This is a genomic window from Spirobacillus cienkowskii (assembly GCF_037081835.1).
Lineage (GTDB): Bacteria > Bdellovibrionota_B > Oligoflexia > Silvanigrellales > Silvanigrellaceae > Silvanigrella > Silvanigrella cienkowskii.
In genome coordinates, this window is the sequence record NZ_CP146516.1 from 2,550,989 (window position 1) to 2,576,655 (window position 25,667).

Consider the following 25,667-nt stretch of genomic DNA (forward strand, 5'->3'; position numbering starts at 1 on the left):
TTATTTCACCATTAATTGAAATACTTTTCCAGCTATATTTTTACCCGTCAATGATTCATAAGTTTTTAGACCCGTAGGTGAAGTTATATTAATTTCGCCAACACGATTCCCAATTAAATCGAGTCCTGCAAAACAAATATTTTTTTCATTTAAAAATTTTGCTAACTTTTCACAAATATTTTTTTGTTCTTTACTCATTTCTTTAATCACAGGCTTACCACCTTGCGCAAGATTTGAAGCAATTTTACCACGAGAAGGAAATCGCACAAAGCTTGCAATAACTTTTCCTTTTACAATAATAACCCGTCTGTCACCTTCTGAGTGTATTTCAGGCAAATAAGGTTGAATTAAAACTTTTTCTTTAAGGAATTTGTTTACTTGCTTTTTATTTAAAATTGTTAGTAATTCATTTTTATTAGGCAGTAAAGAAACATCTTCTCCGCCATGCCCTAACCAAGGCTTACAAATTATCCCATGGGTTAAAATATCTTTATTAGTATTACAAAATTCTTCAACAATTTCTACAGAAGAAGTTAAGCATGTAGGAATAATATTATGAGTATTAATAATTTTCTCAGAAAAGGCTCGCCATTGCAAAGCTTTTTCATGATAAGTTAATAAAGTATCTGCTGAATTAATAGTTGGTACTTCTTTTTGCGATGCTAGAATCCAACACAAATCTTTATACTCTTCATTAAACGGAGGATCCTTTCTTACAAAGCAAATATTAAAAAAATTTAGAGGATATTTTTTTTTACCAAGAGACAGATAATCAATTTTTAAATTAGAAATTGTTTTAATTTGACAAACTTCATTAATATAAATCTTTTCACCAAAAACATGAACATTTTCTGACAAAGACCAAAAAACATTCCAAGATTTAGCAATTGCACTTTGACATAATGCTATACTAGAATCCGTTGCAAGGTTAACCTTTGTCAAGGAATCTGCAATTATTATTAAATTCTTATTCATATAAGCTTGATTCCTTTTGTTGAACTTAGCTATTAATTTAAAAGTTTATAATATTTATTTATTAATTGCAAACCAACACTTGCAAAAAATAAAAATTAAATGCTATAAAATAGTCTCATTTAACTCATCACTTTAAATGGGAGCTTAACCAAAATGATTGATTATCGAAAACTTGGTTTTGTTTCAACAAAGCAACACACAATCTGTGAATTTGAAGGTAAAATGCTCATTGAGCACGTGATTACGCGCTCTGGCTTTAGTAATCAGTATTCAATATTATATCAAAAAAGAGCCCCTACCCATGAAGTCAGCGCAGAAATTTTTAAACACGAAAATCCTTTTTTTCCTTCTTTTAAAATTAAAAACAAACATGAATTAAAACGCTTACATTTTCAAACAGGTCATTATAAAAACTCAGGAACAATGCTCGAGTCTAGAGCTATTTTACTCACAAACAAAAGCTGTTCTGTAGGCATTGTGCAAATTTCCAAAAACGATAAATATTTTTTTTCAAACGCAGATGCTGATGAAATCTTTTTTACAGTAGAAGGAAATGGTATATTACAAACAATTTTAGGAGAAATTGACTATAAAAAAGGTGACTATTTGTTTATTCCTAAATCTATTCCTTACCGCTTTCTTCCTAACAATCCCTCTAATATGCTTATTATAGAAGGAAGCAATAACTTTGATATTCCACAAGAATTTAAACAAAATACAGGACAAATTCGCCTAGATGCTCCTTATAATCATAGAGATTTTAAATCACCAACACGTCTTCCAACAATTCAAGACAATGAAAATTTTCCTATTATTATTAAAAAATATCATCAACTTTCAATACATGAATATACAGATTTTCCTTATAAAATAGTAGGATGGGATGGCTGGTACTGGCCATTTTGTTTTTCTGTAAACGACTATCAACCTAAAACAAGCTCTATTCATCTGCCTCCTACAGCACATACACTATTTTCTGCCGAAAATTTTTACGTCATGAATTTTGTACCAAGAATACTCGACTACCATCCCAAAGCTGTTCCTTGCCCGTGGCCACATTCTAATATCGACTGCGATGAAGTGATTTTTTATGTCAGCGGCGATTTTACCAGTCGTAAAGGAATTTCAAATTATTCAATAAGCTATCATCCTTCTGGTATTCCGCACGGCCCCCATCCAGAACGATATGAACAAAGTGTTGGTGCAAAATTCACACAAGAACTCGCAATTATGGTTGACACTTTTGAACCATTATCGATAACTGAAGCTGCAATGACTCTTGAAGATCCAAAGTATCATTATACTTGGAATAGTCATTCGCATTTATAATAACTACATATAAAGCTGGCGATTTTATGACACAAATTGAAACGAAATCTACTTTTAACATAATTTTAACAGGTGGCGGAACCGCGGGGCATGTTTGGCCTCATTTTGCATTATTTGAATCAAGCAATTCGCATCTTGCCAAAGCTTTTCATGAAAATAAAATACAAGTGCACTATGTTGGTTCAAAGTCGGGTATGGAAAAAGATCTTGTTACCAAAAATCAGCCCTCATGGCATTATCATTCAATTGAGACTGGAAAACTACGTCGTTACTTTAGTTTAAAAAACATTTCTGATCCATTTTTAATATTACTAGGAGTTATTCAAGCATTTTTTTTAATTGGCAAAGTTAAAGCTTCACTTATTTTTTCTAAAGGAGGTTTTGTTTCAGCCCCTGTTGTGTGGGCTGCATGGTTACGAGGCGTGCCTGTTGTCATTCACGAAAGCGATGCGACACCTGCACTTGCAACCAAATTAACTTTACCATTTGCATTTAAGGCATTAGTTGCATTTCCAGATACTATTACAAAAATGCCGCAAATTTTTCAAAATAGAATTTATGAAATGGGTTTACCAATTCGTGAATCTTTATTTTCTGCCACCAAAGATCAGGCGATTGAATTTTTTTCACTTGATAAAGAAAAAAAGACAATTTTAATTTTTGGTGGAAGCTTAGGAGCAAGAAGTTTAAACCAAAAAATGTTTGAAATTATTCCATCACTAATTAATAATTATAATATTATTCATATAGTAGGAAAAGGCAATATTACTCAAATTTCAAGTTCAAAAAATTACAAACAATTTGAATTTCTAACTGCAGAAATGAAATATGCCTATGCAGCGGCCGATCTTGCTATTTGCAGGGCAGGAGCAAGTAGTATTTTTGAACTTGCTGCAGCAAGAATACCTATGATTTTGGTGCCACTTGGTTTGCACGCAAGCCGCGGCGATCAAATTATAAATGCTAAAATATTTACAAACAAAGGTTGGGCACAATCAATTGATGAAAGTACGTTTCAAAACGAAACGGCAATTAAACTTATTGAATTAACATTCACTTCATTAGAAGAAAGAAAAAGGGCATTAGAAACAGCTCCTGCAAAAGATTCTTCATTTAAAATAGGAGAACTAATTTGGGATATTTTATTAAAATTTGAGGCCAAAAAATAATGTTAGATAAAAAATTTATTTCCTCAAATATTTTTAATATTTTAAATAGTAATAATAATTTTAACTTTACAATAGAAATCGAATTATCTGAACTTCATATACTTGCAGAATCTATTATTCCGTGTTTATTACCTGGAGACTGGATTTTTTTAGATGGAGATTTAGGAAGTGGCAAAACAGCTTTAACAAAACAGCTATCAATTGCTTTAGGAGCAGAAAGTTTTTCTACAAGTCCTACTTTTTCAATTTTAAACACAGAAACTCTAAACAAAGAAAAAAGTATTCTAGATAAATCAATTAATTTAAACAAACTTATCCATTTAGATCTTTATCGTCTAAAAAGTGGAAAAGAATTAAATTTTTTAGGCTTAGAAGATGAATTCAATCTTTCTTCATCTATTTGTATCATTGAATGGCCATATAATATTGATGAGTCTGATTATGAAAATTTTTTTAAATTAACAAAATGCCCAAAACCCAAAAGAATTCTTGAAATATCAATTGAGTTAACAGAAGACCCACTCATAAGAAGTTATGCTTTTAAAAAAACTGAGATTTAGATAAATTCCAAAAGTCAAAATTCATACACATAGAATAAAATTACTATAAGATATATATTTAAAAATATCAAATACCATAATTTTAAAAAGGTGAAAAATGAAAACCATAAAAATACTATTTTTTATTTTAACTATACTTTTTAACACTAAAGTTTTTTCAATTTCTGTTACTTTTATAAACCCAGGAAAATCTGATGAGGATTTTTGGGTCACCTCTTCAAAATTTACTCAAGCTGCTGCAAAAAGTTTAGGCATTGATCTTGAAGTTTTGTACGCCGAAAGAAATAGAGTTTTAAATGTTAAAATTGCCGAAGAACTATCTCAAAGAACAAAAAAAACAGATTTTGTTTTTATTGTAAACGAAAAACTTTTAGCAGAAGAAATGCTTCAAATTTTAGACAAATATAAAATAAAAACTTTTTTAATTCATTCAGATTTAGTTCCGGAGCAAAAGAAAAATTTATCCAATCCAAGAGAAGTACTAAAAAATTGGATTGCAACAATTGTACCAGATAACGTTTTTGCAGGTCATTTAATTGCCAAGGGAGTTTATGATACAGCAAAACAAAATAAAAAATTAAATACCTATAATTTAATTGCAATTCATGGCGATAAAGCCACTCCAACCTCACAAGAAAGAAACCTCGGTTTACAAAAATTTTTAAAGGAAAATCCAAAAATTAATTTAAAACAATCTTTGTACGCAGAATGGAATAAAGACATTGCATACGAACAAACTAAAATTATTTTACAACGATACAATGATATCAATATGATTTGGGCTGCCAACGACCCTATTGCAATTGGAGCTTTAAAAGCAGCGCAAGAAAGTAAAAAGTCTCCAGGAAAAGATATTTTTATAGGTGGGCTAAATTGGCTAAACGAAGCAATTCAATCAGTAAAAGATAATAAGCTTGCAATTTCTGTCGGTGGTCACTTTATGAATGGGGCATGTGCACTAATTGTTTTGTATGATTATGTTAAAGGCATTGATCTCAAAGAAAAGGATCATAAAATAGAAATTAAAGTTTTTTCATCTGTAAACTCTAAAGAAGCACAAAACTTTTCACAACTTTTAAAAGAAGAACATTGGAGTAAAATAGATTTTAAAAGGTTTTCAAAATTTCATAATAAAACTTTAAAAACCTATAATTTTAACTCAAAAGAAATACTAAATACACTTAAAAAATAAGTGATATATAATTAAAAATTTAGCAATACTTCTTATATTCATCTTCGATTTCTTGCACCAAAACTTTAACAATATCATCTATTTTTACTTTTCTTGTTTCTGCCCTATTGTCACGATATTTTAATTCCACACAATTTTCTGCAAATGTTTTAGGAGAAAGAATAATTCTAAATGGAATACCAATTAAATCTGCATCTGCAAATTGCGACCCAGGTTTTTCATCTCTATCATCAATTAGTACCTGAATTTTTTGGTCACACAAATTTTTATAAATTTCTTCAGAGGTATTAAAAATATTTTGTTCTTTTTTATTTAGTACGCAAAAATGCACTTCAAAAGGAGACACTGGGAGAGGAAAAATAGGCCCTCTTTCATCATGACTTTCTTCAATTATAGCTGGTAATAGTCTTGTAATACCAATTCCATAACATCCCATAATTGGATATTGTTTTTTGCCATTTTGATCAAGATAAGTGCAATTCATTCCTTCAGAATATTTAGTACCTAAATGAAAAATGTTACCTATTTCAATACCTCTCGTTGTGGCAAGTGAATGACTACAATTTGGACACGGATCACCTTCGCGTGCAGCAGCAATATCACCAATAATTATTTTTTCTCTATCTGATACTTGAGAAAGCAAATCTCTATCGGCATTAAAATTTACAAAATGAAAATCTTTTTCATTTGCTCCAACAACTAAATTGCGACTCTTAACAACGGTATGATCTAATATTACAATACAATTTTTTAGATTAAGCCCAATAGGTCCAGTACTTCCTGCAACACCACCAGCACGCACAATTGCATCATGAGAAGCAGGTACAACTTCAGACTGCACCAATGTTCTCACTTTTTTATCTATAACCTCTAGATCACCACGCACAAAAGCAATCACAGGCACATTTGAAAGAGTTTGAAACATCACAGCCTTTGCTGTTTTATCTGGAGATACTTCAAGATGTTTGGATAGCATTTCAATAGTTTTTATATTTGGGGTATGAACTTTATTTAAAGCAAGCTCTGACTCATTGCAATTAATAACATAAGGAGACGTTGAAATTTCTTCGTTAGCCGCATATTTGCATTTTGGACAAGTAATAAGTTTATCTTCACCAGTTGGTACTAACATTTGAAATTCGTGAGAATACTTACCACCAAATAAGCCATTATCAGACATAACACTTACAAAATTTTTACATCCTGTTCTTTTATAAAATCGATTATAAGCGCTATACATATTATCATAATATTGCTTTAAGTCATCTTCATTTGTATGAAAACTATAAGCATCTTTCATGGTAAATTCACGCAAGCGAATCAAACCACCACGAGGTCTTGGCTCATCTCTAAATTTTGTTTGAATTTGATACATCATCACGGGTAATTGACGATAACTAGTAATTTCTGTACGTGCTAAGTAAACAACAGGTTCTTCATGAGTTGGATTTAAAACCATTTGTTTTTCATGACGATCTTTAAACTTCATCATGTCTTTACCAAATGTTTGATAGCGACCCGTTTCTTCCCAAATATCTTTAGGAGAAGCACAAGGCAATCGAACCTCCTGCCCCTCAACAGATTCCATTTCTTCACGACAAATTTTTTCGATCTTAGATATACAACGCATTCCTAAAGGAAGAATGCCATAAATACCTGCAGCAAATTGGCGCATAAAACCGCCTCTAAGCATAAATTTATGGCTTGGAAGCTCGCTATCTCTAGGTGTTTCTTTAATTGTTTTCGCCACTAACTTAGACATACGCATAACAAAAAAACTCCAAATTTTATTTTTTAATGTATATTATTTAAAAACTGCTCAAGAGATATTGATTTATCACCAATATGTTTTTTCAATTCTTGATATTCATTTTGTGCAGATTCTAAATAACTTCCACGACGTATACATGTAATTAAACGATTTTTAGGCGTATGAGTTGAGGGCACAAACTCTGTTGCAGTCACTTCATATCCTTTTGAACGAAGCAAACACATTCTCAGTGCATCGGTAAAATGCGCTGCCACTTCTCGCCTTACCTGTGGCGTATGAAAGACTGGTGACAAAGGATGTGTCTGCGTATCTTCTTTCCAAAACCGAGCAAGCTCAGCCTGGCAACAAGGAGCCACAGCAATAAAATCTGATTTTTCTTGCACAGCAAAAGAAAGCGCTAAATCTGTGGCAACATCACATGCGTGTAAGGCAACAACAGCATGAGGACGCGTTTCTTTATTCCATTTATAATCCGAAATTGAAGTTGCTTCAAAAGATAAAATATTTGCAAAACCTAGTTTCTGTGCTTTATTTTGACAGTCTTTAATTATTTTAGAATTGCTATCTACTCCTACAATTTCTACAGGATGTTTCCATTTTTCTAAAAAACTCCACGCAAGCAAGAAAGTAAGATATGATTTGCCACATCCAACATCTAAAATTCTCACAATTTTATGTCGCGAAATAAGAGACTCAATATGAGATTCAATTAAATTATACATATGATTAATTTGTATAAATTTTTTTACGTTATCGGGAGACATAGAAGCATCAGAGTTTAATAAACCCAGCGATAAAAGCAAATCGGGTGCCGTAATTGGTGTGATTGCATATTTTTTTTCGCCTAAAAGCTTTTCTATTCTTTTTTTATTCCACCAGTTTAATGACAATTCTTTAAAACTAACTGGTTTTTTATATATTTCCATATGTTTCATATTCCAAAATTAAAAAGTTTTTCTAAAAACACAGCAACACCATCTTCATCATTTGAAAGTGTTCTAATTTTTGCAGCATTTAAGGCATGTTCATCTGCATTCGCCATGGCAACTCCTAATCCAGCGAGGGATAGCATTTCAACATCATTTTCTCCATCTCCAAAAGAAATCGCTTCGTTAATATGGATTCCTAAATAATCACACACATATTGCATAGCAATACCTTTATTCATATTTGAAGAACCCAATTCAATCCAAGGCCAACCATTAAATGTGCAAAAGCTAACGTTATAAGGCTTTAAAAGCTCAGATTGCTCTTTTAAAAAAGCTCGCCTGTCACTCTCTGGAGTTAACAAAAAAAGAAAACTGACAACAGATTCATAAAAAGGGTTATCAACATCAAATTCTTTAATATCATTGTCATAATGGAAGGAAAAATCGTTTGAATTTAAATAATGGGGTCGCAAGCAATAAAAAGAACTCGATGTATCTGCAATTAAATTTTGAATAGAATAGTTAAGTTTATTATTTAATATATTTTTACACATGTTAACAACAGTTTTTTTTAATTTATTATCTAAATAAACAAGCATCATTGAGTATCCATCATCTACATGTTTTTTAATATCACTTCCATTTAATGTAATAACAGGAGTTTTTAAGTTGATTTCTCTTGTTACATTTCTCACTGATTTTAAAGTCCTACCTGTAGAAATTACAACATGAATTCCTAATTCTATTAATTTATTTAAACAACTAACACTTCTTTGCGAAATTACTTTTCTAGAATTTAAAAGAGTTCCATCCAGATCTACAAATATTGCTTTATATTGAAAACCCATATTTTCTCCCTTTTGAATTTATACGTAATTTAACTTAACAGAGCTCCCTCTTTTAAATGATTAGAAAGAAAAATTGGGCTTACCTTTCCTTCTACAGTTTCTGTAGCGATAACCATTCCTTCGCTTACTCCAAATCTCATTTTTCTTTTTGCAAGATTTGTCACAACAATCACTTTTTGATTAACAATTTCTTCTGGCTTAATCCATTCTCTTATTCCAGAAAAAACTTGTCGTTCACCAAGCTCTCCTATTGATACCAAAAGTCTAAGTAATTTATCAGATCCTTCAACACACTCAGCGCTAATTACCGTAGCAATTCGCATTTCTATTTTTGCAAAATCTTGAATTTGAATTTCACTACTAGTATTATTATTGTTGTTCTCAGATTTAATTCTTTTTTCTATATTTTCATTTTTTAGATTTTTCACTTCAACATTTGTTACAATATTTTTTTTCTCAACCAACTCAAGCTCTTTATTTATATCTATTCTCGAAAAAAGCTTTGGAATATCATTTATAACAAATTCAAAATTAATTGCATAAAAATCTTTCGATCTTTCAAGACAATTTGATAGATCTAAAACATTTTCGCCGATACTTTTAAGTAAGCATTCCATTTTTTTAGGGAAAAACGAATAAGAAGCATACCCAACAACTCTTAAAACTGCAATACTCACTGCTAATATATTGCTTAAGCATTTTAAATCATTTTCGTTATTACTTTTATACAAATCCCATGGTTTTTGATTTGCTATATGTTTATCAGTAATAGAAATTAAATTCCAAATTTCTGTCATAGCATCTGCAATTCTAAATTCATCAAAATATTTTATCACATTATTTATTGCACTAACTGAAGAATTTTTAATTTCTTTTTGCTCGTCTGTTAAAAAGTCGAAATAAAATTTAGGAATTTTGTTATCAAAATATTTTTCTATCATGGTTAGAGTTCGAGAAAGCAAATTACCCACTCCATTTGCTAAATCAGCATTATATCTTTCAAAATATGCTTTCCATGAAATATCTATATCTTCTCCTGGATTTGTGACTCTAAAAGCATAATTGACAAACATATCTCTACCAAAATGCAGAATTTGATCTACAGTAACAACATTACCCAAACTTTTAGACATTTTATGCCCATCTTTTAACAACCAACCCGTTACGTATAGTTTTGGAACTGGGACATCTAACGATAAACACATTGCAGGCCAAAAAATTCCATGAAATTTAAGAATATCTTTTCCAAGAATATGATAAGCGTTTTTCCAAAACTCACTTTTTCTTGCAGCCTCTATTCCGCCAATACCAGTAATATAATTTGGTAATGCATCAAACCAAACATAAGCGACATGCTCAGTATCAAAAGGTAACTCGACTCCCCAAGTCAACCTAGTTTTAGGACGCGAAATACTCAAATCACCTTCTAAACTATTTAGCATAGATAAAAGTTCATTTTTATAACGTTCTTGATGAGTGATTCTATGACTAGAAATTAATTCTATAAGTTGTTCACGATATTTAGAAGTTTTAAAAAAATAATTTTTTTCTTTACGAAGCTCTGTTGGCCTTTTATGAACTAAACAATTGTTGTGTTCATCTCTTTCATTACTCGTTAAAAAACCTTCACATTTAATACAATAAAAACCTTCATGTTCACCAAAATAGATATCGCCTTTTTTATAACAATAATTTAATATATCTTGAACATTTTTTATATGATTTTTGTCTGTCGTTCTTATAAAAATATCATTATTAATTTCAAATTTTTCAAATTCATTTTTCCATAAAGCAGCCATTTTATCGACTAACTGCTTTGGAGTCACTTCGAGTTCTTTTGCTCTAGACTGCACAGCTTCGCCATGCTCATCCAAACCAGTTAAAAATTTTACTTCCATTCCTCTATGTAAATAGTGCGTTTTTAAAATGCTGGCTAATATTGTTGCATAAACATGCCCTGCATGAGGATCGCCATTGGCATAGTAAATAGGCGTTGTAAAATATTTATAGGCTTTACTCATAATAAAATAATCCTTTTATAATTCAAAATAAAAAACTGGATACTGTTTGGTACAGCATCCAGCTTTGAAATTTATTGAGCAAATAAGCTCAACAATAAAACACGACTATTACTTAACCTTAATTGGGAGATGCAGCCCTGGTACAATTTCCGCATTTTTAATTCCTACTTTTCCAGCGGCAATTTCTCTAAGAGCTGTTACTGCTTCCTTATTCTTGCACTCTACAAGAGGATCGCTGCCTTTTTGAAGTTGTCGCATACGACGCGCAGCTAACATCACAACAGCAAAACGATTTGGAATTTGATCGAGACAATCTTGGACAGAAATACGAGCCATAATGCTTCCTTAGAAAGAGCAAAAGGTGAAAGAATGCACTGTTATTAAACAGTATATATACTTTGTAGCAATAGCCAAAGACTGCGTCAACACGTTTTTCTGATGAAAGTTGGAAGTTTGCTTCATTTTTTTCTACCATCTTAGGGATCAAGCACGTCGAGTACGTTTGACCTCTTAAAAGGAGATAAACGCTAATGAATAGTCGCTACACAATAAAAAGAATAATAATTACAGCAATTTCCGCATTACTGGTTGCTTATATTGTATATCTTTCTGCATCAAATTCCAACAAAGATGCCAATGACAAATCGTCTAAAAATACGATAACAATTGCGTTTGATTCAAAAATTACAACTGGAGACCCAAGGCTTATTGGTTCTGACGCAAATAGCCAGTACCTAGAAAATTTAAGATTCCTCAGTTTAATGAGTTATGATGAACAAGGTTCTCTCATCAATATATTAGCAAACAACGTAAAATCACTCTCAAATAAGTCTTGGCAAATTTTTCTAAAAAAAGGTGTCAAATTTAACAATGGGCGCGAAATTGATGCATTTGATGTTGAAGCAACATACGATTATATCATCAATACCCCAGAAGGTTTTCCTCCTAGCCCAAGAAAAGCCGCTTTTTCAAATGTATTAACTTTCAAAGCAAAAGATAAAGACACATTACAAATCAGCCTTAAAGAGCCTGATGCTTCTTTTTTAAACAATTTAATTATTGGTATTCTTCCAAAAGAAGCAATATCCACACAACCAAATGAAATCAATAATAAAGGCTTTGAAAGCGGCCCATTTATACTAAAGTCAATAAGCGCTTCTGATTGGACCCTCGTAAAAAATCCAAACTACAACCACTCTTCATTAGCACAAATTGAAAAGCTTGTTTTTAAAATTATTCCAGATAGCGGAACCCGTTATGCAGCCTTGGCAAGGGGAGATATTGACATCGCCCAAAATGCAATCGACCCAGACAAAGTCTCTCTGATACAAAAAACTAAAAACAGCAATTTCGAAGTACTCAGCGCTCCAAAATTAGCAACCACATACCTTGCCTTTAACTTTAGAGATCCGAATTTTAACATTCTTAAAATTCGCCAAGCAATTGCTTATGCCATCGATAGACAAAGTCTTTTACAGTTTAGGCTTCAAGGACAAGGACTTATTGCAACTGGAATGTTTCCAAACAATAATTTCTTTTATGACAGCTCAATTCCAGAAATAACTTATAATCCTCAAAGAGCGAAAACTCTTCTCAAAGAAACAAGTGTCAAAGAGCCACTAGAATTTATCATAAAAGTCTCAAATAATAATAAATCAACAGTTGAAGTGGCAAAAGCGATTGCCGCCAACCTAAAAGACGTAGGATTTTCACCCACAGTAGAAATGCTAGAAAATAATGTTTTTTTAGAACAAGTCAAAAAAGGTTCTGCAAAGGTCTGGATATCTCAATGGGTTGGTTTTAAAGACCCCGACCATCTTCGTTTTGTTTTTGCATCAAATATGATTCCTCCTGCCGGTGGAAACCGAGGAGCATATTCAAATCCTTCTATCGATAATCTCTTACAAGAAGGTCGCGAAGAAATGGATCCAAAAAAGCGTAAAATGATTTATGATCAAGCGCAAAAATTATTAGCAGGAGATCTTCCTTATGTTTACTTATGGCATAATCTTAATATAGCTATAGTTTCAAAAAGAGTAAAAGGATTTAAATTATATGCTGATGGTCGTTACTGGTCGCTTGTAAACGTAACAAAAGATTAAAGGAATATAATGCTAAAAGTTTTTTTTCAGCGATTTTTTCAGCTGCTTGCTGTTTTATGGGGTGTGTCATCAATTGTTTTTTTTCTACAAAGAATGATTCCTGGAAACCCTGCGGATACCATTTTAGGCGTAGACGCTTCTGATGCCGATAAATTTGAGTGGTTAGCAAAATACGGTCTTAACGATCCATTATGGAATCAATATTTAAATTTTTTAAAAAATTTAATTCATGGAGATTTAGGATTTAGCTATTCAAGTTTTATTCCTGTAACGGAATTAATATTACCAAGGCTTTGGGAAACAGTGCAACTCGCTACAGTTGCTTTTATTTTTTCTATTTTGATTGCAACTTTTATTGGAATTATTAGCGCATCTCAAGCAGGAAAATTTTTAGATAAAGCTGCAGCAATTGTTTCTTTACTTGCTATATCAGCACCCAGCTTTATTATTGGCCCTGTATTAATGTGGATATTTGCTGTAAAGTTAGATTATTTTCCATTAATGGGCAATGAAGGCCAGAGTTCATTTATTCTTCCAGCAATAACACTCGGGGCATCGCTAGCTGCTTTTTCAAGCCGTATGATAAGAAGCGGAATTGTTGATGTATTACAAGAAGATTACATTCGAACGGCTAAAAGCAAAGGGCTATCGCAATTTATAATCTTAACTAAACACGCTTTAAGAAATGCTTTTTTACCCACACTTACAGTGTTAGGAATGCAATTGGGTGTATTACTTAGTGGAGCGGTCATCACAGAACAAATTTTTAATTGGCCAGGTTTAGGAAGTCTTATTGTAGAAGCTGTTCAACAACGAGAATACAATATAGTTTCTGGTTGTGTTATAATTATGGCTACAATTTATGTGGTATGTAACCTTTTAGTTGACATTTTATACCGCATTTTTGACCCAAGGGTGCGATTAACATGACAACATTATTTAAACGTTTTTTTAAAATTGTAAGACAAGATAAAACAACAATTGTCTCTGGCTTAATTCTTATTTTTTGGTTTTTTATTGCAATATTTCCTCTTGTTTTTCATTCTCTAGCAATTATTCCGATTCATTTACAAGAAAGGTTACAAGACCCTTCTACTCAATATTGGTTTGGCGTTGATGGCAACGGACAAAGCGTCGGCTTACTCATTATGAATGGAGCCTCTACTTCACTCATTGTAAGTTTATTTACTGTTAGCATGAGCTTAATAGTTGGAATTCCAATGGGAGCAATTGCAGGTTTTTTTGGAGGTAAGACAGATGCTTTAATTTCTCGACTTATTGATATATTATTAGCTTTTCCTCCAATGGTTTTGCCTATTGCTATTATGGCCTTTTTTGGTGGTGGTTTGCTTAATGTTGTCATTGCATTGAGTATCACAGGTTGGGTCAGCTATGCGCGTGTAGTTCGCGGCCAATTTTTATCTTTTAAAGAAAGAGAATTTGTTGTTGCTGCAAAATCACTAGGTGCAAATAATAGCAGGTTGATGTTTAAACATATTTTTCCTAACACAATATCACCACTGGCTGTGCAAGCAACGTTTTCTTTAGCAGGAGTGATCATTGCCGAGGCTGGACTTAGTTTTTTAGGATTAGGAGTTAGCCAAAATCATGTGAGTTGGGGTGGTTTATTAAACTCAGCACGAGATTATTTAACCACAAATCCTTCACTAGCTTTTTTTCCAGCCTTAGCATTATTTACCGTTGTTGCAAGTTTAAATTTTGTTGGCGAATCCCTCCGATTAATGTTTGATCCAAAAAGTATTGGAGCAGGCAGGACTTAAAAAATTTTAATTTATTAAATATTAATACAAAAGAATACCATTAACAAAAAATAAACTATTACAATTATAATATTATTTTATTGGACAAATAAACAAAAAATATGTAATAAACATTTTAATGTTATGTTTTAGAGGTTTTATCCAATTTTTGAGGGAGCTATGAGTTTTCTTTTTATAGCATGTACAATTTTTTTTGGACTATTGCACATACAAAGTTACTCAAAAACACAATGTAAAAAAATAAGATTTTCGACAATTGGCTGGACAGACATCACTGCATCAACAGCAATAGCAAGCGAAATATTGCAATTGCTGGGTTACGAAACTAAAACTATCAATCTATCTCTACCAATGACATTTGCTAGCTTAAAAAACAACGACGTTGATATTTTTTTAGGAAATTGGATGCCAACAATGAAGGCGGATATCACTCCCTATCAAAATCAAGGATTGATAGAAACCATAGGAACAGTTTTGAAAGGAGCTAAATATACGCTCGCAGTACCTAAATATGTTTTTGATGCCGGAGTAAAAAGTTTTAAAGATTTACATAAACATAAAGATAAATTTCAAGGAAAAATATATGGATTGGAACCAGGTAACGATGGAAATAGAATTATTTCAAATATTATCCAAGGTAACAATTTTAATTTAAAAAACTGGAAACTTGTCGAATCTAGCGAACAAGCCATGTTAATGGAAGTATTGCAATCAGCCAAAAGAAATAAATGGATAGTTTTTTTAGGATGGGAACCCCATCCAATGAATAAAATGATTCAAATTTCTTATTTAACTGATGGAGATTTATACTTTGGCCCTCATGAAGGAGGGGCAACAGTATATATTAATAGTAGAAAAAATTATTCAAAAGAATGTCCTGAAATTAGTAAATTTTTTAGTAACTTCAATTTATCAATTGAAGACGAATATCAAATGATGAATATGATTATCGATCAAAATATTTCTCCAAATATTGCTGCAAAAAAATGGATTAAAAACAACATTAACAAGGTCGAAAAATTTTTAGTAAATATAAAAAAATCGAATAGTAATTATATCAGTATACACGAGTTAAAAACATTAATTCAAAAAAATAACTATTAATTTTTTCTAAAGGAAACTTATGCAAAAAATTCCGATTGGAAATTGGATAGAAGAATTAATAAATTATATTATTAACAATTCGGAAAACTATTTTAGGATAATTTCTGATTTTATAAACACATTAATTAATTACATCATTGATAAATTTGAAGAAATACCTCCTTTAATTTTAATTTTAATATTTCTAATCATTTTCTATTTAATCAAAAAAAATTTAAAAAATACTATTATAATTGCAGTAGGATTTTTTTTAATTTTAAATTTAGGATATTGGAGAGAGTCACTAGAAACCGTAACATTAGTTTTAATTTCCACTTTTTTCTCTACAATTTTTGGACTTCCTATTGGGATATTTTGTGCGCATAGACCAAAAGCATATTCTCTCTTAAAACCAATATTAGATTTAATGCAAACAGTTCCTACATTCGTTTACTTAATTCCTACTCTTATTTTATTTGGACTTGGTATTGCACCAGGTATATTTTCTACAATCATTTTTTCTATGCCATCTGTAATAAGACTGACCTATTTAGGTATTAATAAAGTTCCAAATAGTCTTTTAGAGGTTGCTGACTCATTTGGAGCTGGAAATTGGAAAAAACTTTGGACAATAGAAATTCCGTTTGCAAAACATTCTATACTTACAGGCATCTCACAATGCATCATGCTTTCTTTATCCATGACAGTTATTGCTGCTCTCGTAGGAGCAGATGGTTTAGGAAAATCTGTTATTCAAGCACTTAACACCGTTAACATTGTAAAAGGTTTTGAGTCAGGATTAGTCATAGTCATTATTGCAATAATACTTGATAGAATTTTATACGAATCTAATAAAAAATTAGGTGAATCAGTATGAATAATATTTGTTTTCAAGTTAATAACTTAAATCTCGTATTTGGTAAATATGCTAATAAAGCCCTTACAGAACTTAAAAAAGGAAAATCAAAAGAAAAAATTTTTAATGAGTTAAATTGCACAGTAGCAATAAATCACGTAAATATTTCAGTATTTTATGGAGAAACTTTAGTGATTATGGGAGCCTCTGGATCAGGAAAATTCTCTTTGCTACGATGTTTTAATGGAATTAACGGAAGAACCAACGGAGCGACTGCAGGAAATATTAATTTTTTTGATAATAAAAGTAAAGAAAATTTTGATATCTTAAATTGCTCTAAAAATAAAATTACAGAAATTCGCAAGCATAAAATTTCAATGATTTTTCAAAATTTCGCTTTAATGCCTTGGCGTACTGTAGAAGAAAATATTGCATACCCACTTGAAATCCAAAAAATTAAGAAAACTGAAATTAAAAATATTGTTTATGAAAATCTTAACATAGTAGGTTTAACACAATGGAAACATAAATACCCAGAAGAACTTTCAGGGGGAATGCAACAAAGAGTTGGTATTGCAAGAGCATTCGTAACAAATGCAGAGATTCTGTTAATGGACGAACCTTTTTCTGCATTAGATCCCTTAAATCGCAAACATTTACAAGATGAAATATTACAATTTAAAAATAAATTAAAAAAAACTATTATCTTTGTTTCTCATGATTTTAAAGAAGCAATTAAATTAGGAACTAGAATTGCAATCATGGATTCTGGAAAAATATTGCAAATTGGAACAGCAAAAGAAATTATTGAAAATCCTAAATGCGATATAGTAAGAAAATTTGCTGAAAAAGAAACAGGATATTTTAATTAAATAATAAGTTTATTTAATTTATAAATTTTTTTATGAAAGGGTAAAATAATGAAAAATAAATTTTATGATTTTATTATAGTTGGAGGAGGTTCTGCTGGCTGTGTTTTAGCAAATAGGCTGAGCAGCAATTCGGCCAATAAAGTTTTGGTACTTGAAGCAGGAAGGCCAGACTACATTTGGGATATTTTTATCCATATGCCTGCTGCTCTCATGTACCCGTTAGGAAGTAAATTTTATGATTGGTGTTACCACACAGACCCTGAGCCTTTTATGAACAAAAGAAAAATTTTTCATGGAAGAGGAAAAATTTTGGGAGGATGTAGCTCGATTAATGGAATGATTTATATTCGAGGCAATCCTCTTGATTACGAAAAGTGGGCAACTCAAAAAGGCTTAGAAAACTGGGATTACGCTCATTGCCTACCCTACTTTAACCGCGCTGAAACGAGAATGATAGGTGCGGATACCTATCATGGGTTTTCTGGACCACTTATGCTTGAAACAGCTCCCTGTGAAAATCCATTGTTTCATGCATTTTTTAATGCAGCTCAAGAGGCTGGTTACCCATTAACAGGAGATGTCAATGGCTACAGACAAGAAGGTTTTGGACGCTTTGATCGCAATATCAATAGAGGCCGAAGACTCTCTGCCTCTAGAGCTTACCTACATTCTGTAAAAAGAGTTCGGCAAAATTTAAAAGTAAAATGCCGCGCCCTAACAACAAAAATAATTTTTGATGAAAACAGAGCAATCGGTGTTGAGTATCAACAATTTGGGATGAATCATAAAGTTTATGGAGGAGAAATTATTTGCTGCGGAGGAGCGTTTAATTCTCCACAGCTATTGCAACTCTCAGGAATAGGAAATGCCGATGATCTAAAAAAACTTGGAATTCATGTTGTTACAAATCTTCCTGGCGTTGGACAAAATCTACAAGATCATCTTGAGGTCTATGTTCAGCATGCCTGCAAGCAGCCTGTGAGCTTATATCCAGCGCTTCAGTGGTGGAATAAACCTAAAATCGGTTTTCAATGGCTATTTCAAAGAAAAGGCGCAGCCGCAACAAATCATTTTGAAGCGGGAGGGTTTATTCGTAGCAACGAAAATGTGACTTATCCTAACATTCAATTTCATTTTTTACCTCTTGCCGTGCGGTATGATGGCTCTTCACCAAATCAAGGGCATGGATATCAAGTTCATATCGGTCCTATGAATTCTGATGCCAGAGGACATGTAAAAATTCGTTCGAACAACCCAAAAGAGCACCCAAGCATTCAATTTAATTACCTTTCAACACCTCAAGACCGCAAAGAATGGGTTGAAGCGATTCGCTGTGCTCGAACAATTTTAAATCAACCTGCATTACAACAATATAATGGAGGCGAAACTTCACCCGGACTCCATGTCGAATCTGATGACGATATTTTAGATTGGGTTGCGAGAGACGCAGAAACTGCACTTCACCCATCGTGTAGTTGTAAAATGGGAGAAGACCCTATGTCTGTTGTCGATCCCAAAAACATGGGCGTTTACGGTGTGAAAAACCTTAGAGTTGTTGATGCATCAGTTATGCCATTTGTGACAAACGGCAACATTTATGCGCCAGTTATGATGATTGCTGAAAAATCTGCGGACATTATTTTAGGAAATAGTTTGCTACAACCTATTCAAGCAGAATACTATCAATACAACAAAAATAACCTAAATATACAAACTAATCCTCAAGATACAATACATACACTATCTTAAAAATCTGTTACATTATTATAAAAACACATAAAAAATACTATAAAATTGAGAATTAATAAAAGCAAGCAATTTTTCCTTTAAAAAAAATTAAATAATCCGAAAATTTATATAATTTGTTACGTTATAACTTGTACGATATTGCAACTTGGATAAAACGATGGAAGATTTTACAAATAATATAGATTTTACAAAAATATTTTTAGAAGAAGCTAAAGAAACTTTAGAAAAGTGGGAAAAAACCTGTTTAGAAATTGAAAAAAATCCAAATCAAGAAGAATTTACTACATTATTTAGGTACGCCCACAACTTAAAAGGATCAGCTAAATCTGTAAATTTAAACAATTTTGCGTCATTTATTCATAAAGTAGAAGATTTTATTACTCTTTTAAGAGATGGTAAAAAACAATTTAAAAACGAATATGTTTCACTGTTTTTAAAATGCCATGCTTTTATGGAATATTGGTGTACAAAACTTGACTCTGATACAAATTTTATTCCTTCTGACTTAAATGATATTAATTTTGTAATTGAACAAGTTATCAGTAAAAGTAGTGATGCTATTTCACAAAGTTATGAAATAATTTCTACTTCTACGGGATCGAAAAACACAACTTCTAACAATAACGAAAATAGCAATTCTAATCCAAGTAAAAAAAATATAAAAGCAGATTCAATTAGAATACCCGCTAATAAAATTGATATAATAATAGAATATATCAGCGAATTATGCACTCATCATGCAGTGATATCGCATTGCAGCTCCACTGATTCATACAATTCAAAATCATTCAAAAATTCTGTTCAAATAAGTGACAAAATAATTAAAAATTTACAGACTAATGTTTTTTCACTAAGAATGATTAATTTACAAACACTTTTTCAACGTCTTGAGAGAACTGCAAAGGACTTAGCACGACAACAAGGAAAAGATCTAGAAATTAATATTGAAGGTTCTGAAGTTGAACTAGATAAAAATATAATAGAAAATATAGTTGATCCATTTGTTCATGTAATTAGAAATGCAGTCGATCACGGTTTAGAAAAAAGCGAAGAACGAGCAAATAAAAATAAACCAATTAAGTCAAAAATATTACTTTCTGCTAAACAAAACATAAATGATGTTGTCATTTCAATTCAAGATGATGGAAAAGGAATTGACCGCGATAAAATTTATGCAAAAGCTGCAGAAAAAAAGATTATCAATGGAGATGAAGAATTAAGTGAACAAGAAGTTTATCAACTTCTCTTTAAACCAGGATTTTCTACTGCAGAGTCAATCACAGAGGTATCTGGAAGAGGTGTTGGTTTAGATGTGGTAAATCAAGCTCTCAATGATATTGGTGGATTTGTTCATATAACAAGCGAAATAAATAAAGGAACTTGCTTTGAATTCCATTTACCCTCAAATCTCTCAATCATAGAAGTACTAACAATCAAAGTTGATGGACTTAATTACGTTATTCCAATTACAGAAATTAAAGAAGTTTTAGATTTAACAAAAATAAAAGTTGATCATGTTACAAATAGTGAAAATATTGCATTATTGCGAGAATTTCCAATAATTATTAAAACATTATCAAAATACTTACCAAATAATTTAAAAAGCGGCCAAGATAACAACACAAATAAAATTGCGTTAGTCACAAACCATCAAGATAGTCATTATGCTTTTGAAATTGATGAACTATATGGAATAGAAAGCATTGTAGTTAGAAAAAAAAGCGAAAAATTTAATGATATAAAATATTATATAGGTTCCGCAGTTCTTCCAAATGGCGAACCTGCATTTATCTTAAGTCTTATAGAACTTATCAAACAAATAATTCTTCCAAAAACACAAATTCTTAATATTGAATTAAGGAGAAATGAAATTGAGCATAAATGAAGAAAATAAAGATTTATATCTTGTTTTTAGCTTAAATGAAGAAATGTATGGCACCCAACTCCTCCAAGTAAGAGAAGTTATAGAAAAACAAGAGGCTAAGCCGGTTCCAAATACCATTGATTCATACTTGGGAGTGATTAATGTGCGTGGCGAAATAATTGGAGCAATAGATTTAAGAATAAAATTTGGTTACCCAATAGTTGAAGAAGTGCAAAAAAACTCTGCAATGATAGTTTTTAATACTTCATCTGGCGCAATTGCTGTCTTAACTGATAAGCTCGAAGGAGTCTTTCAACTCAATTTAGTAGAAAAATATCAAAAACCTAAAATTGAATCAAAAATTCCAAATGATCACATTATTGGTATGTACCAATTTAAAGACAATATTATTACAGTTATTGATTTGTTTTCTATAGTAGATAGACAAGAAATAGCTGATGCCAATATACATAATAATGAAATTAAGGAATCAATATGATTTTTAAAAAATTTCATCTCTCTTTAAGAGCAAAAATTATTTTATTATTTACTACAATTTTATTATTCTTATGCGTTTTTTCAATTTTACAGCAATCTAAGAATAATAATGATTTAATGAAAAAAATGGAATATATTTTAGAATCTAGTTCAGTTAATCTTGGCAATGCTATTGCTGCGCAATTTTATGAACGCTATGGCGACGTCCAAGCTTTTGCAATTAATCCAGTTCTGCAAGAAAATAATATTATAAAAATGCAAGAAATATTAAATAAATATTGCATTCTTTATGGAATATATGATGTTATTCTATTTGTTGATTTAAATGGAAATTATATTGCTTCAAATACGGTAGACAAAGAGAATAGGCTTATAAAATATGAAAATTTAAAAAAATTAAATTTTTCTAAAGAATCTTGGTTTACAAATGTATTAGAAAAAAAATTTACAGAAGACAAAGAAAACAATTTTTTTGGCACCTATTTTGAAAATCCTTCTGAAGATAAAATTATACACAGTGTATATGAGAAAAATGCATATTCAAATAGTTACAGTGCTCCTGTGTATAATAAATTTGGAAAAATTATTGGAGTTATTACAAATAGAGCTAATTTTTCTTATATAGAAAATGAAATAAAACTTGTTCATAATGAAATTGCTAAACAAGGTCATCCTCATTCTATAATTAAATTAGTAAACAATAGTGGATTGATTATTTCAGAGTATGATAAAAAATCAGAAATTTCTGGCGAATATATTAGAAATTTTGATATTCTTAATAAAATCAATTATTTTGAAAAAAACATAGAATCTGTAAATTTCATTCAAAAACAAAAAAAAGGTGTATTTTATTCTACTAATATTGAAAATAAAAATAATATGATAACTGGATATTTTAATATTTATTCATCCAAATGGATTCCTTCAATTAACTGGACAGTTTTAATTGAATCAGAAAAAAATTTGTTTTTTAGTCAAATTAACGAACTCAAAAATAAATTTATTTATGCAATAATATCTACTGGATTAATATCGCTCATTGCATTTTACATTATTTTAACTGCAATAAATAAAAAATTTATCCATATTATAAAGAATCTGCAATATTCTGCTGGAAAAACATTTATAACAGGAAAAAAACTACATCATTCTTCAAAAAAAATGATGGGCGCCACCGAGTCTCAATCAGAAGCCATGCATCAAAGTGTTAGCGCAATGAGCGAAATTTCAAGCATGATTGCACAAACCGTCAATCACGTTAAAGAATGTAGCACAAATACCTCTATTGTTAATGACAAAACAATTAGAGGAAATATTACTATGGAAAAGCTTACTAGTTCTATGGAAGAAATAGAAAAATCTAATACTGATTTAAAAAACATGGCCAGAATTTTTTCGGAAGTTACAAATAAAACATCAATTATTAATGATATTGTTTTTAAAACCCAACTATTGTCTATTAACGCATCGATAGAATCGGCACGAGCCGGTCAACATGGTAAAGGCTTTTCTGTCGTTGCAGAAGAAGTGGGAAATCTAGCATTAACAAGTGGAAATGCAGCAAAAGAAATTCAAATTTTGTTACAAGAAAGCCAAAAACAAGTATTTAATATTGTTGATATAACATCAAAAAAAGTTGCAGACGCTCAAGAAATCTCTACTTTTGCATCAAAAGAATTTTTAATAATTTCTAAAGAAATAAAAAGTATAAATGAAAGATTAAAAAGTATTTCAGAAGCAACAAAAGAACAGCAATTGGGCGTTCAACAAGTTCTAAATGCAATGTCTAAAATGGATCAAGCAACAAAGCAAAACGAAGCCTCATCAGTAAAAACAAATAAACATTCAAAATCGTTAATTAAACAAGGAAATTTTGTAGAACAAATGCTAAATATAATTCAAATATTAGTATTAGGAAAAATTAAAAATGAATCAAAAAGAATATTAAAAAATAAAGACAAAATTAATAATAATCCAAAAAATAATAGATTATATTTTAATATCAATAAAAACAATAATAATTCTAAAACAACCCAAAATAAATCAAAATCAATTAATGCTGATAACAATGATTTATTTACTAGAAATGATGAAAATGAAAACAAATGAGCTTAATATTTAGTGAAGAAGAAATTGAAATAATTCTAGAAATTTCACAACAAATAACAGGAATAAGCTCGGGTAGTGACCAAATTAAAAATTACATTTTAGAAGGCACCAAGCAAAGAATGTTTCAAACAAAAAGTACGAGTTTGGAAGACTATTTACAATATATAAATGAAAATGAGAATGAATTTAAAAACTTTTTATCTTCAATAACAGTGCATACTACACACTGGTTTAGGGAGTCGAACCATTTTACATTAATAAAATTTGAAGTTATAAATTTAATAAAGAAATTTAATATAAACAATATTAGAATATTGTCTGCTCCTTGTTCAACTGGTGAAGAAGTTTATTCACTTGGTTTTATTTTAGAAACCATAAAAGGAGAATTTCCTTCTTTAAATTACGAAATAATAGGAACCGATATAGACTCATTATCTATAGAAAAATGCAAAAATGCTGTTTATCATAAATCAGGAATAAAAAACATTCCAGAAAATTATCATAAATATTTACTTTTTGGTAAAAATGAAGCCAAAGATTATTTTGCAATTAGCAAAGAGATAAGAAAAAACTGCTCATTTATTTCGGGTGATATTAGAAATGAAAATTTACTTAATTTTAATACATTTAATTTAAAAACAAATAAATTTAATATCATTATTTGCAGAAACTTATTTATTTATTTTAATCATGAAACAATTAATAAAATTATAAATAACTTTATTGCAAAACTAAATGACAACGGAATAATTTGCCTTGGGCATAGCGAAAAAATTGATGAAAAATTATATAATCTTATAAACACAGGAAATTCATTTTACAAACTTAAATCGTCTCAAACCAGTGTTCCTGAAAATTTAAATTATGAAATTGTTATATACTCAGCTTCAAAACAGAGTGAAAAGCAAATAATTTTTGATAAAATATTAGTAATTTTAAAAAATTCTAACCTAATAAATAATATTAATGATCTCAAACAAATAAATAACTATAATAAATTAAAAATTTTATTAATTGATATAGACTCAAAAAATCCAGAATTATTATATTTTTTACATAATTATTCACAAAAAAATAAAAATATATTTATTATTCAATGCTTATTTTCTAAGGAGGATGAGTTTAAAAGCTCAAAAGTCAATTACTTTGAAAATCAAATATTTAGTGATATTTTAGATTGTAGAAATTGCAAATCAGATATTAATCAGATCATACTTTATGTTAAAAATTTATTAAAATCTTTTAATCATGAATCATCTGCATTGTCATCATATAAAGAAGATAATATTTTAGAAACTAAAAAAATAATGCGACATTTTTTTGAAAAACTACGACCAGAATTTATTGCAATCGGCTGCAGTACTGGAGGAACTCAAGCTTTAGAAATTTTACTAAAAAATGTTCCAAAAAATTTTCCTCCTATTTTAATAGTTCAACATATACCTTATAATTTTTCAAATGAATTTATCAATAAATTAAAAACGATTTCTAATTTAAGCTTTGAATCGCCAAAAAACAGGCCAATACTTAAAAAAGGTCATCTTTACTTGGCAGATGATGATTATCATTTAATTATTAAAGGAACTCCAGGTGAGTTAAGAGCCGAACCTGATAACTCACCACCGCAAAACGAACTACGCCCATCAATCAATAAATTATTTCAATCACTCGCCCATACTAAAGCAAAAGGTGTAGGCATAATTCTTACAGGTATGGGAGATGATGGAGCGCAAGGCTTATTAAGCCTTATGCAAAATGGATGCTTAACAATCACCCAAAGCAAAAATTCGTGTGTCATTTATGGAATGCCAAGGGAAGCAGAACTCATTGGAGCAAGCCGCTATAGCGGAGATTTAATGGAAATTCGTCAAATATTAGAAAAGCTTAAAGTCTAATTTTCCTATTTAATTTACTAAAGTTACATATAAATTTTCCGAAAACAGTTTAGTTAGTTTTTAA

General features: G+C 30.5%; 21 protein-coding genes. 15 read left to right on the forward strand and 6 right to left on the reverse strand.

Features of this window, described 5'->3' with window-relative positions; translation table 11 throughout:
- Window positions 1-975, reverse strand: coding sequence for a hypothetical protein (locus Spiro2_RS11490; RefSeq protein ID WP_338635968.1), 975 nt, complete (start codon window positions 973-975; stop codon window positions 1-3).
- A 153-nt stretch (window positions 976-1,128) separates the two neighbouring features.
- On the opposite strand from Spiro2_RS11490, the gene Spiro2_RS11495 reads away from it, so the two are divergent.
- The 4 genes from Spiro2_RS11495 to Spiro2_RS11510 all read left to right on the forward strand — a co-directional run bounded on the left by Spiro2_RS11495 (window position 1,129) and on the right by Spiro2_RS11510 (window position 5,225).
- Complete coding sequence (locus Spiro2_RS11495; RefSeq protein WP_338635969.1) at window positions 1,129-2,304, forward strand: homogentisate 1,2-dioxygenase; 1,176 nt, start codon at window positions 1,129-1,131, stop codon at window positions 2,302-2,304.
- Between the two features lie 26 nt (window positions 2,305-2,330).
- Window positions 2,331-3,473, forward strand: a complete 1,143-nt coding sequence (locus tag Spiro2_RS11500) for a UDP-N-acetylglucosamine--N-acetylmuramyl-(pentapeptide) pyrophosphoryl-undecaprenol N-acetylglucosamine transferase (RefSeq protein WP_338635970.1) — start codon at window positions 2,331-2,333, stop codon at window positions 3,471-3,473.
- The gene (tsaE, locus tag Spiro2_RS11505) at window positions 3,473-4,033 is read left to right on the forward strand and encodes a tRNA (adenosine(37)-N6)-threonylcarbamoyltransferase complex ATPase subunit type 1 TsaE (protein ID WP_338635971.1); all 561 of its coding nucleotides are present in this window, start codon (window positions 3,473-3,475) and stop codon (window positions 4,031-4,033) included. Before Spiro2_RS11500 ends, tsaE begins: the two co-directional genes overlap by 1 nt.
- 97 nt (window positions 4,034-4,130) lie before the next feature.
- On the forward strand, window positions 4,131-5,225 hold the full coding sequence (locus Spiro2_RS11510; protein WP_338635972.1) for an ABC transporter substrate-binding protein: 1,095 nt from the start codon (window positions 4,131-4,133) through the stop codon (window positions 5,223-5,225).
- A gap of 19 nt (window positions 5,226-5,244) precedes the next feature.
- Here Spiro2_RS11510 and Spiro2_RS11515 read toward each other — a convergent pair whose 3' ends face one another.
- The 5 genes from Spiro2_RS11515 to rpoZ form a co-directional block, all read right to left on the reverse strand.
- Window positions 5,245-6,993, reverse strand: a complete 1,749-nt coding sequence (locus Spiro2_RS11515; protein ID WP_338635973.1) for a proline--tRNA ligase — start codon at window positions 6,991-6,993, stop codon at window positions 5,245-5,247.
- 26 nt (window positions 6,994-7,019) lie between these two features.
- Window positions 7,020-7,922 carry an SAM-dependent methyltransferase gene (locus tag Spiro2_RS11520; protein ID WP_338635974.1) on the reverse strand — a complete coding sequence of 301 codons (903 nt, stop codon included), beginning with the start codon at window positions 7,920-7,922 and terminating at the stop codon, window positions 7,020-7,022.
- Window positions 7,923-7,927: 5 nt separating this feature from the next.
- Window positions 7,928-8,773, reverse strand: a complete 846-nt coding sequence (locus Spiro2_RS11525) for a Cof-type HAD-IIB family hydrolase (protein ID WP_338635976.1) — start codon at window positions 8,771-8,773, stop codon at window positions 7,928-7,930.
- 29 nt (window positions 8,774-8,802) lie between these two features.
- Window positions 8,803-10,794 (reverse strand): methionine--tRNA ligase, encoded by a 1,992-nt coding sequence (gene metG / locus Spiro2_RS11530; RefSeq protein WP_338635977.1) that lies wholly within the window; start codon window positions 10,792-10,794, stop codon window positions 8,803-8,805.
- A 108-nt stretch (window positions 10,795-10,902) separates the two neighbouring features.
- Window positions 10,903-11,130, reverse strand: coding sequence for a DNA-directed RNA polymerase subunit omega (gene rpoZ / locus Spiro2_RS11535; protein WP_338635978.1), 228 nt, complete (start codon window positions 11,128-11,130; stop codon window positions 10,903-10,905).
- 194 nt (window positions 11,131-11,324) lie between these two features.
- Here rpoZ and Spiro2_RS11540 point away from each other — a divergent pair, with 194 nt between their 5' ends.
- From Spiro2_RS11540 to Spiro2_RS11590, 11 genes are all read left to right on the forward strand, one after another.
- Window positions 11,325-12,896, forward strand: a complete 1,572-nt coding sequence (locus tag Spiro2_RS11540) for an ABC transporter substrate-binding protein (RefSeq protein ID WP_338635979.1) — start codon at window positions 11,325-11,327, stop codon at window positions 12,894-12,896.
- A 9-nt stretch (window positions 12,897-12,905) separates the two neighbouring features.
- The gene (locus Spiro2_RS11545) at window positions 12,906-13,826 is read left to right on the forward strand and encodes an ABC transporter permease (RefSeq protein ID WP_338635981.1); all 921 of its coding nucleotides are present in this window, start codon (window positions 12,906-12,908) and stop codon (window positions 13,824-13,826) included.
- Window positions 13,823-14,677 (forward strand): ABC transporter permease, encoded by an 855-nt coding sequence (locus Spiro2_RS11550; protein WP_338635982.1) that lies wholly within the window; start codon window positions 13,823-13,825, stop codon window positions 14,675-14,677. The genes Spiro2_RS11545 and Spiro2_RS11550 overlap by 4 nt, the downstream gene beginning before the upstream one ends.
- A 159-nt stretch (window positions 14,678-14,836) precedes the next feature.
- Window positions 14,837-15,781, forward strand: coding sequence for a glycine betaine ABC transporter substrate-binding protein (locus tag Spiro2_RS11555; protein WP_338635983.1), 945 nt, complete (start codon window positions 14,837-14,839; stop codon window positions 15,779-15,781).
- 19 nt (window positions 15,782-15,800) lie between these two features.
- A complete protein-coding gene (locus Spiro2_RS11560; protein WP_338635984.1) occupies window positions 15,801-16,637 on the forward strand; it encodes an ABC transporter permease subunit in 837 nt (278 codons plus the stop codon).
- Window positions 16,634-17,488: an ATP-binding cassette domain-containing protein gene (locus Spiro2_RS11565; protein WP_338635985.1), complete on the forward strand. Its 855-nt coding sequence runs from the start codon at window positions 16,634-16,636 to the stop codon at window positions 17,486-17,488. The genes Spiro2_RS11560 and Spiro2_RS11565 overlap by 4 nt, the downstream gene beginning before the upstream one ends.
- A gap of 48 nt (window positions 17,489-17,536) precedes the next feature.
- Window positions 17,537-19,237: a choline dehydrogenase gene (betA, locus tag Spiro2_RS11570; protein ID WP_338635987.1), complete on the forward strand. Its 1,701-nt coding sequence runs from the start codon at window positions 17,537-17,539 to the stop codon at window positions 19,235-19,237.
- Between the two features lie 157 nt (window positions 19,238-19,394).
- Window positions 19,395-21,122, forward strand: a complete 1,728-nt coding sequence (locus tag Spiro2_RS11575) for a chemotaxis protein CheA (protein WP_338635988.1) — start codon at window positions 19,395-19,397, stop codon at window positions 21,120-21,122.
- Entirely contained in the window at window positions 21,109-21,600 is a 492-nt protein-coding gene (locus Spiro2_RS11580) for a chemotaxis protein CheW (protein ID WP_338635990.1), read from the forward strand. The genes Spiro2_RS11575 and Spiro2_RS11580 overlap by 14 nt, the downstream gene beginning before the upstream one ends.
- Window positions 21,597-23,708 carry a methyl-accepting chemotaxis protein gene (locus Spiro2_RS11585; RefSeq protein ID WP_338635991.1) on the forward strand — a complete coding sequence of 704 codons (2,112 nt, stop codon included), beginning with the start codon at window positions 21,597-21,599 and terminating at the stop codon, window positions 23,706-23,708. Before Spiro2_RS11580 ends, Spiro2_RS11585 begins: the two co-directional genes overlap by 4 nt.
- Complete coding sequence (locus tag Spiro2_RS11590) at window positions 23,705-25,603, forward strand: chemotaxis protein CheB (RefSeq protein ID WP_338635992.1); 1,899 nt, start codon at window positions 23,705-23,707, stop codon at window positions 25,601-25,603. The genes Spiro2_RS11585 and Spiro2_RS11590 overlap by 4 nt, the downstream gene beginning before the upstream one ends.
- Window positions 25,604-25,667: the final 64 nt, after the last annotated feature.

Coding starts and splice junctions, on each gene's coding strand:
- Spiro2_RS11555 (WP_338635983.1), top strand. CDS start 14,837: ATGAGTTTTCTTTTTATAGCATGTACAATTTTTTTTGGACTATTGCAC.
- Spiro2_RS11490 (WP_338635968.1), bottom strand. CDS start 975: ATGAATAAGAATTTAATAATAATTGCAGATTCCTTGACAAAGGTTAAC.
- Spiro2_RS11525 (WP_338635976.1), bottom strand. CDS start 8,773: ATGGGTTTTCAATATAAAGCAATATTTGTAGATCTGGATGGAACTCTT.
- rpoZ (WP_338635978.1), bottom strand. CDS start 11,130: ATGGCTCGTATTTCTGTCCAAGATTGTCTCGATCAAATTCCAAATCGT.
- Spiro2_RS11585 (WP_338635991.1), top strand. CDS start 21,597: ATGATTTTTAAAAAATTTCATCTCTCTTTAAGAGCAAAAATTATTTTA.
- Spiro2_RS11545 (WP_338635981.1), top strand. CDS start 12,906: ATGCTAAAAGTTTTTTTTCAGCGATTTTTTCAGCTGCTTGCTGTTTTA.
- Spiro2_RS11500 (WP_338635970.1), top strand. CDS start 2,331: ATGACACAAATTGAAACGAAATCTACTTTTAACATAATTTTAACAGGT.
- Spiro2_RS11495 (WP_338635969.1), top strand. CDS start 1,129: ATGATTGATTATCGAAAACTTGGTTTTGTTTCAACAAAGCAACACACA.
- Spiro2_RS11520 (WP_338635974.1), bottom strand. CDS start 7,922: ATGGAAATATATAAAAAACCAGTTAGTTTTAAAGAATTGTCATTAAAC.
- Spiro2_RS11565 (WP_338635985.1), top strand. CDS start 16,634: ATGAATAATATTTGTTTTCAAGTTAATAACTTAAATCTCGTATTTGGT.
- Spiro2_RS11560 (WP_338635984.1), top strand. CDS start 15,801: ATGCAAAAAATTCCGATTGGAAATTGGATAGAAGAATTAATAAATTAT.
- Spiro2_RS11590 (WP_338635992.1), top strand. CDS start 23,705: ATGAGCTTAATATTTAGTGAAGAAGAAATTGAAATAATTCTAGAAATT.
- Spiro2_RS11515 (WP_338635973.1), bottom strand. CDS start 6,993: ATGCGTATGTCTAAGTTAGTGGCGAAAACAATTAAAGAAACACCTAGA.
- metG (WP_338635977.1), bottom strand. CDS start 10,794: ATGAGTAAAGCCTATAAATATTTTACAACGCCTATTTACTATGCCAAT.
- Spiro2_RS11540 (WP_338635979.1), top strand. CDS start 11,325: ATGAATAGTCGCTACACAATAAAAAGAATAATAATTACAGCAATTTCC.
- betA (WP_338635987.1), top strand. CDS start 17,537: ATGAAAAATAAATTTTATGATTTTATTATAGTTGGAGGAGGTTCTGCT.
- Spiro2_RS11550 (WP_338635982.1), top strand. CDS start 13,823: ATGACAACATTATTTAAACGTTTTTTTAAAATTGTAAGACAAGATAAA.
- Spiro2_RS11575 (WP_338635988.1), top strand. CDS start 19,395: ATGGAAGATTTTACAAATAATATAGATTTTACAAAAATATTTTTAGAA.
- tsaE (WP_338635971.1), top strand. CDS start 3,473: ATGTTAGATAAAAAATTTATTTCCTCAAATATTTTTAATATTTTAAAT.
- Spiro2_RS11510 (WP_338635972.1), top strand. CDS start 4,131: ATGAAAACCATAAAAATACTATTTTTTATTTTAACTATACTTTTTAAC.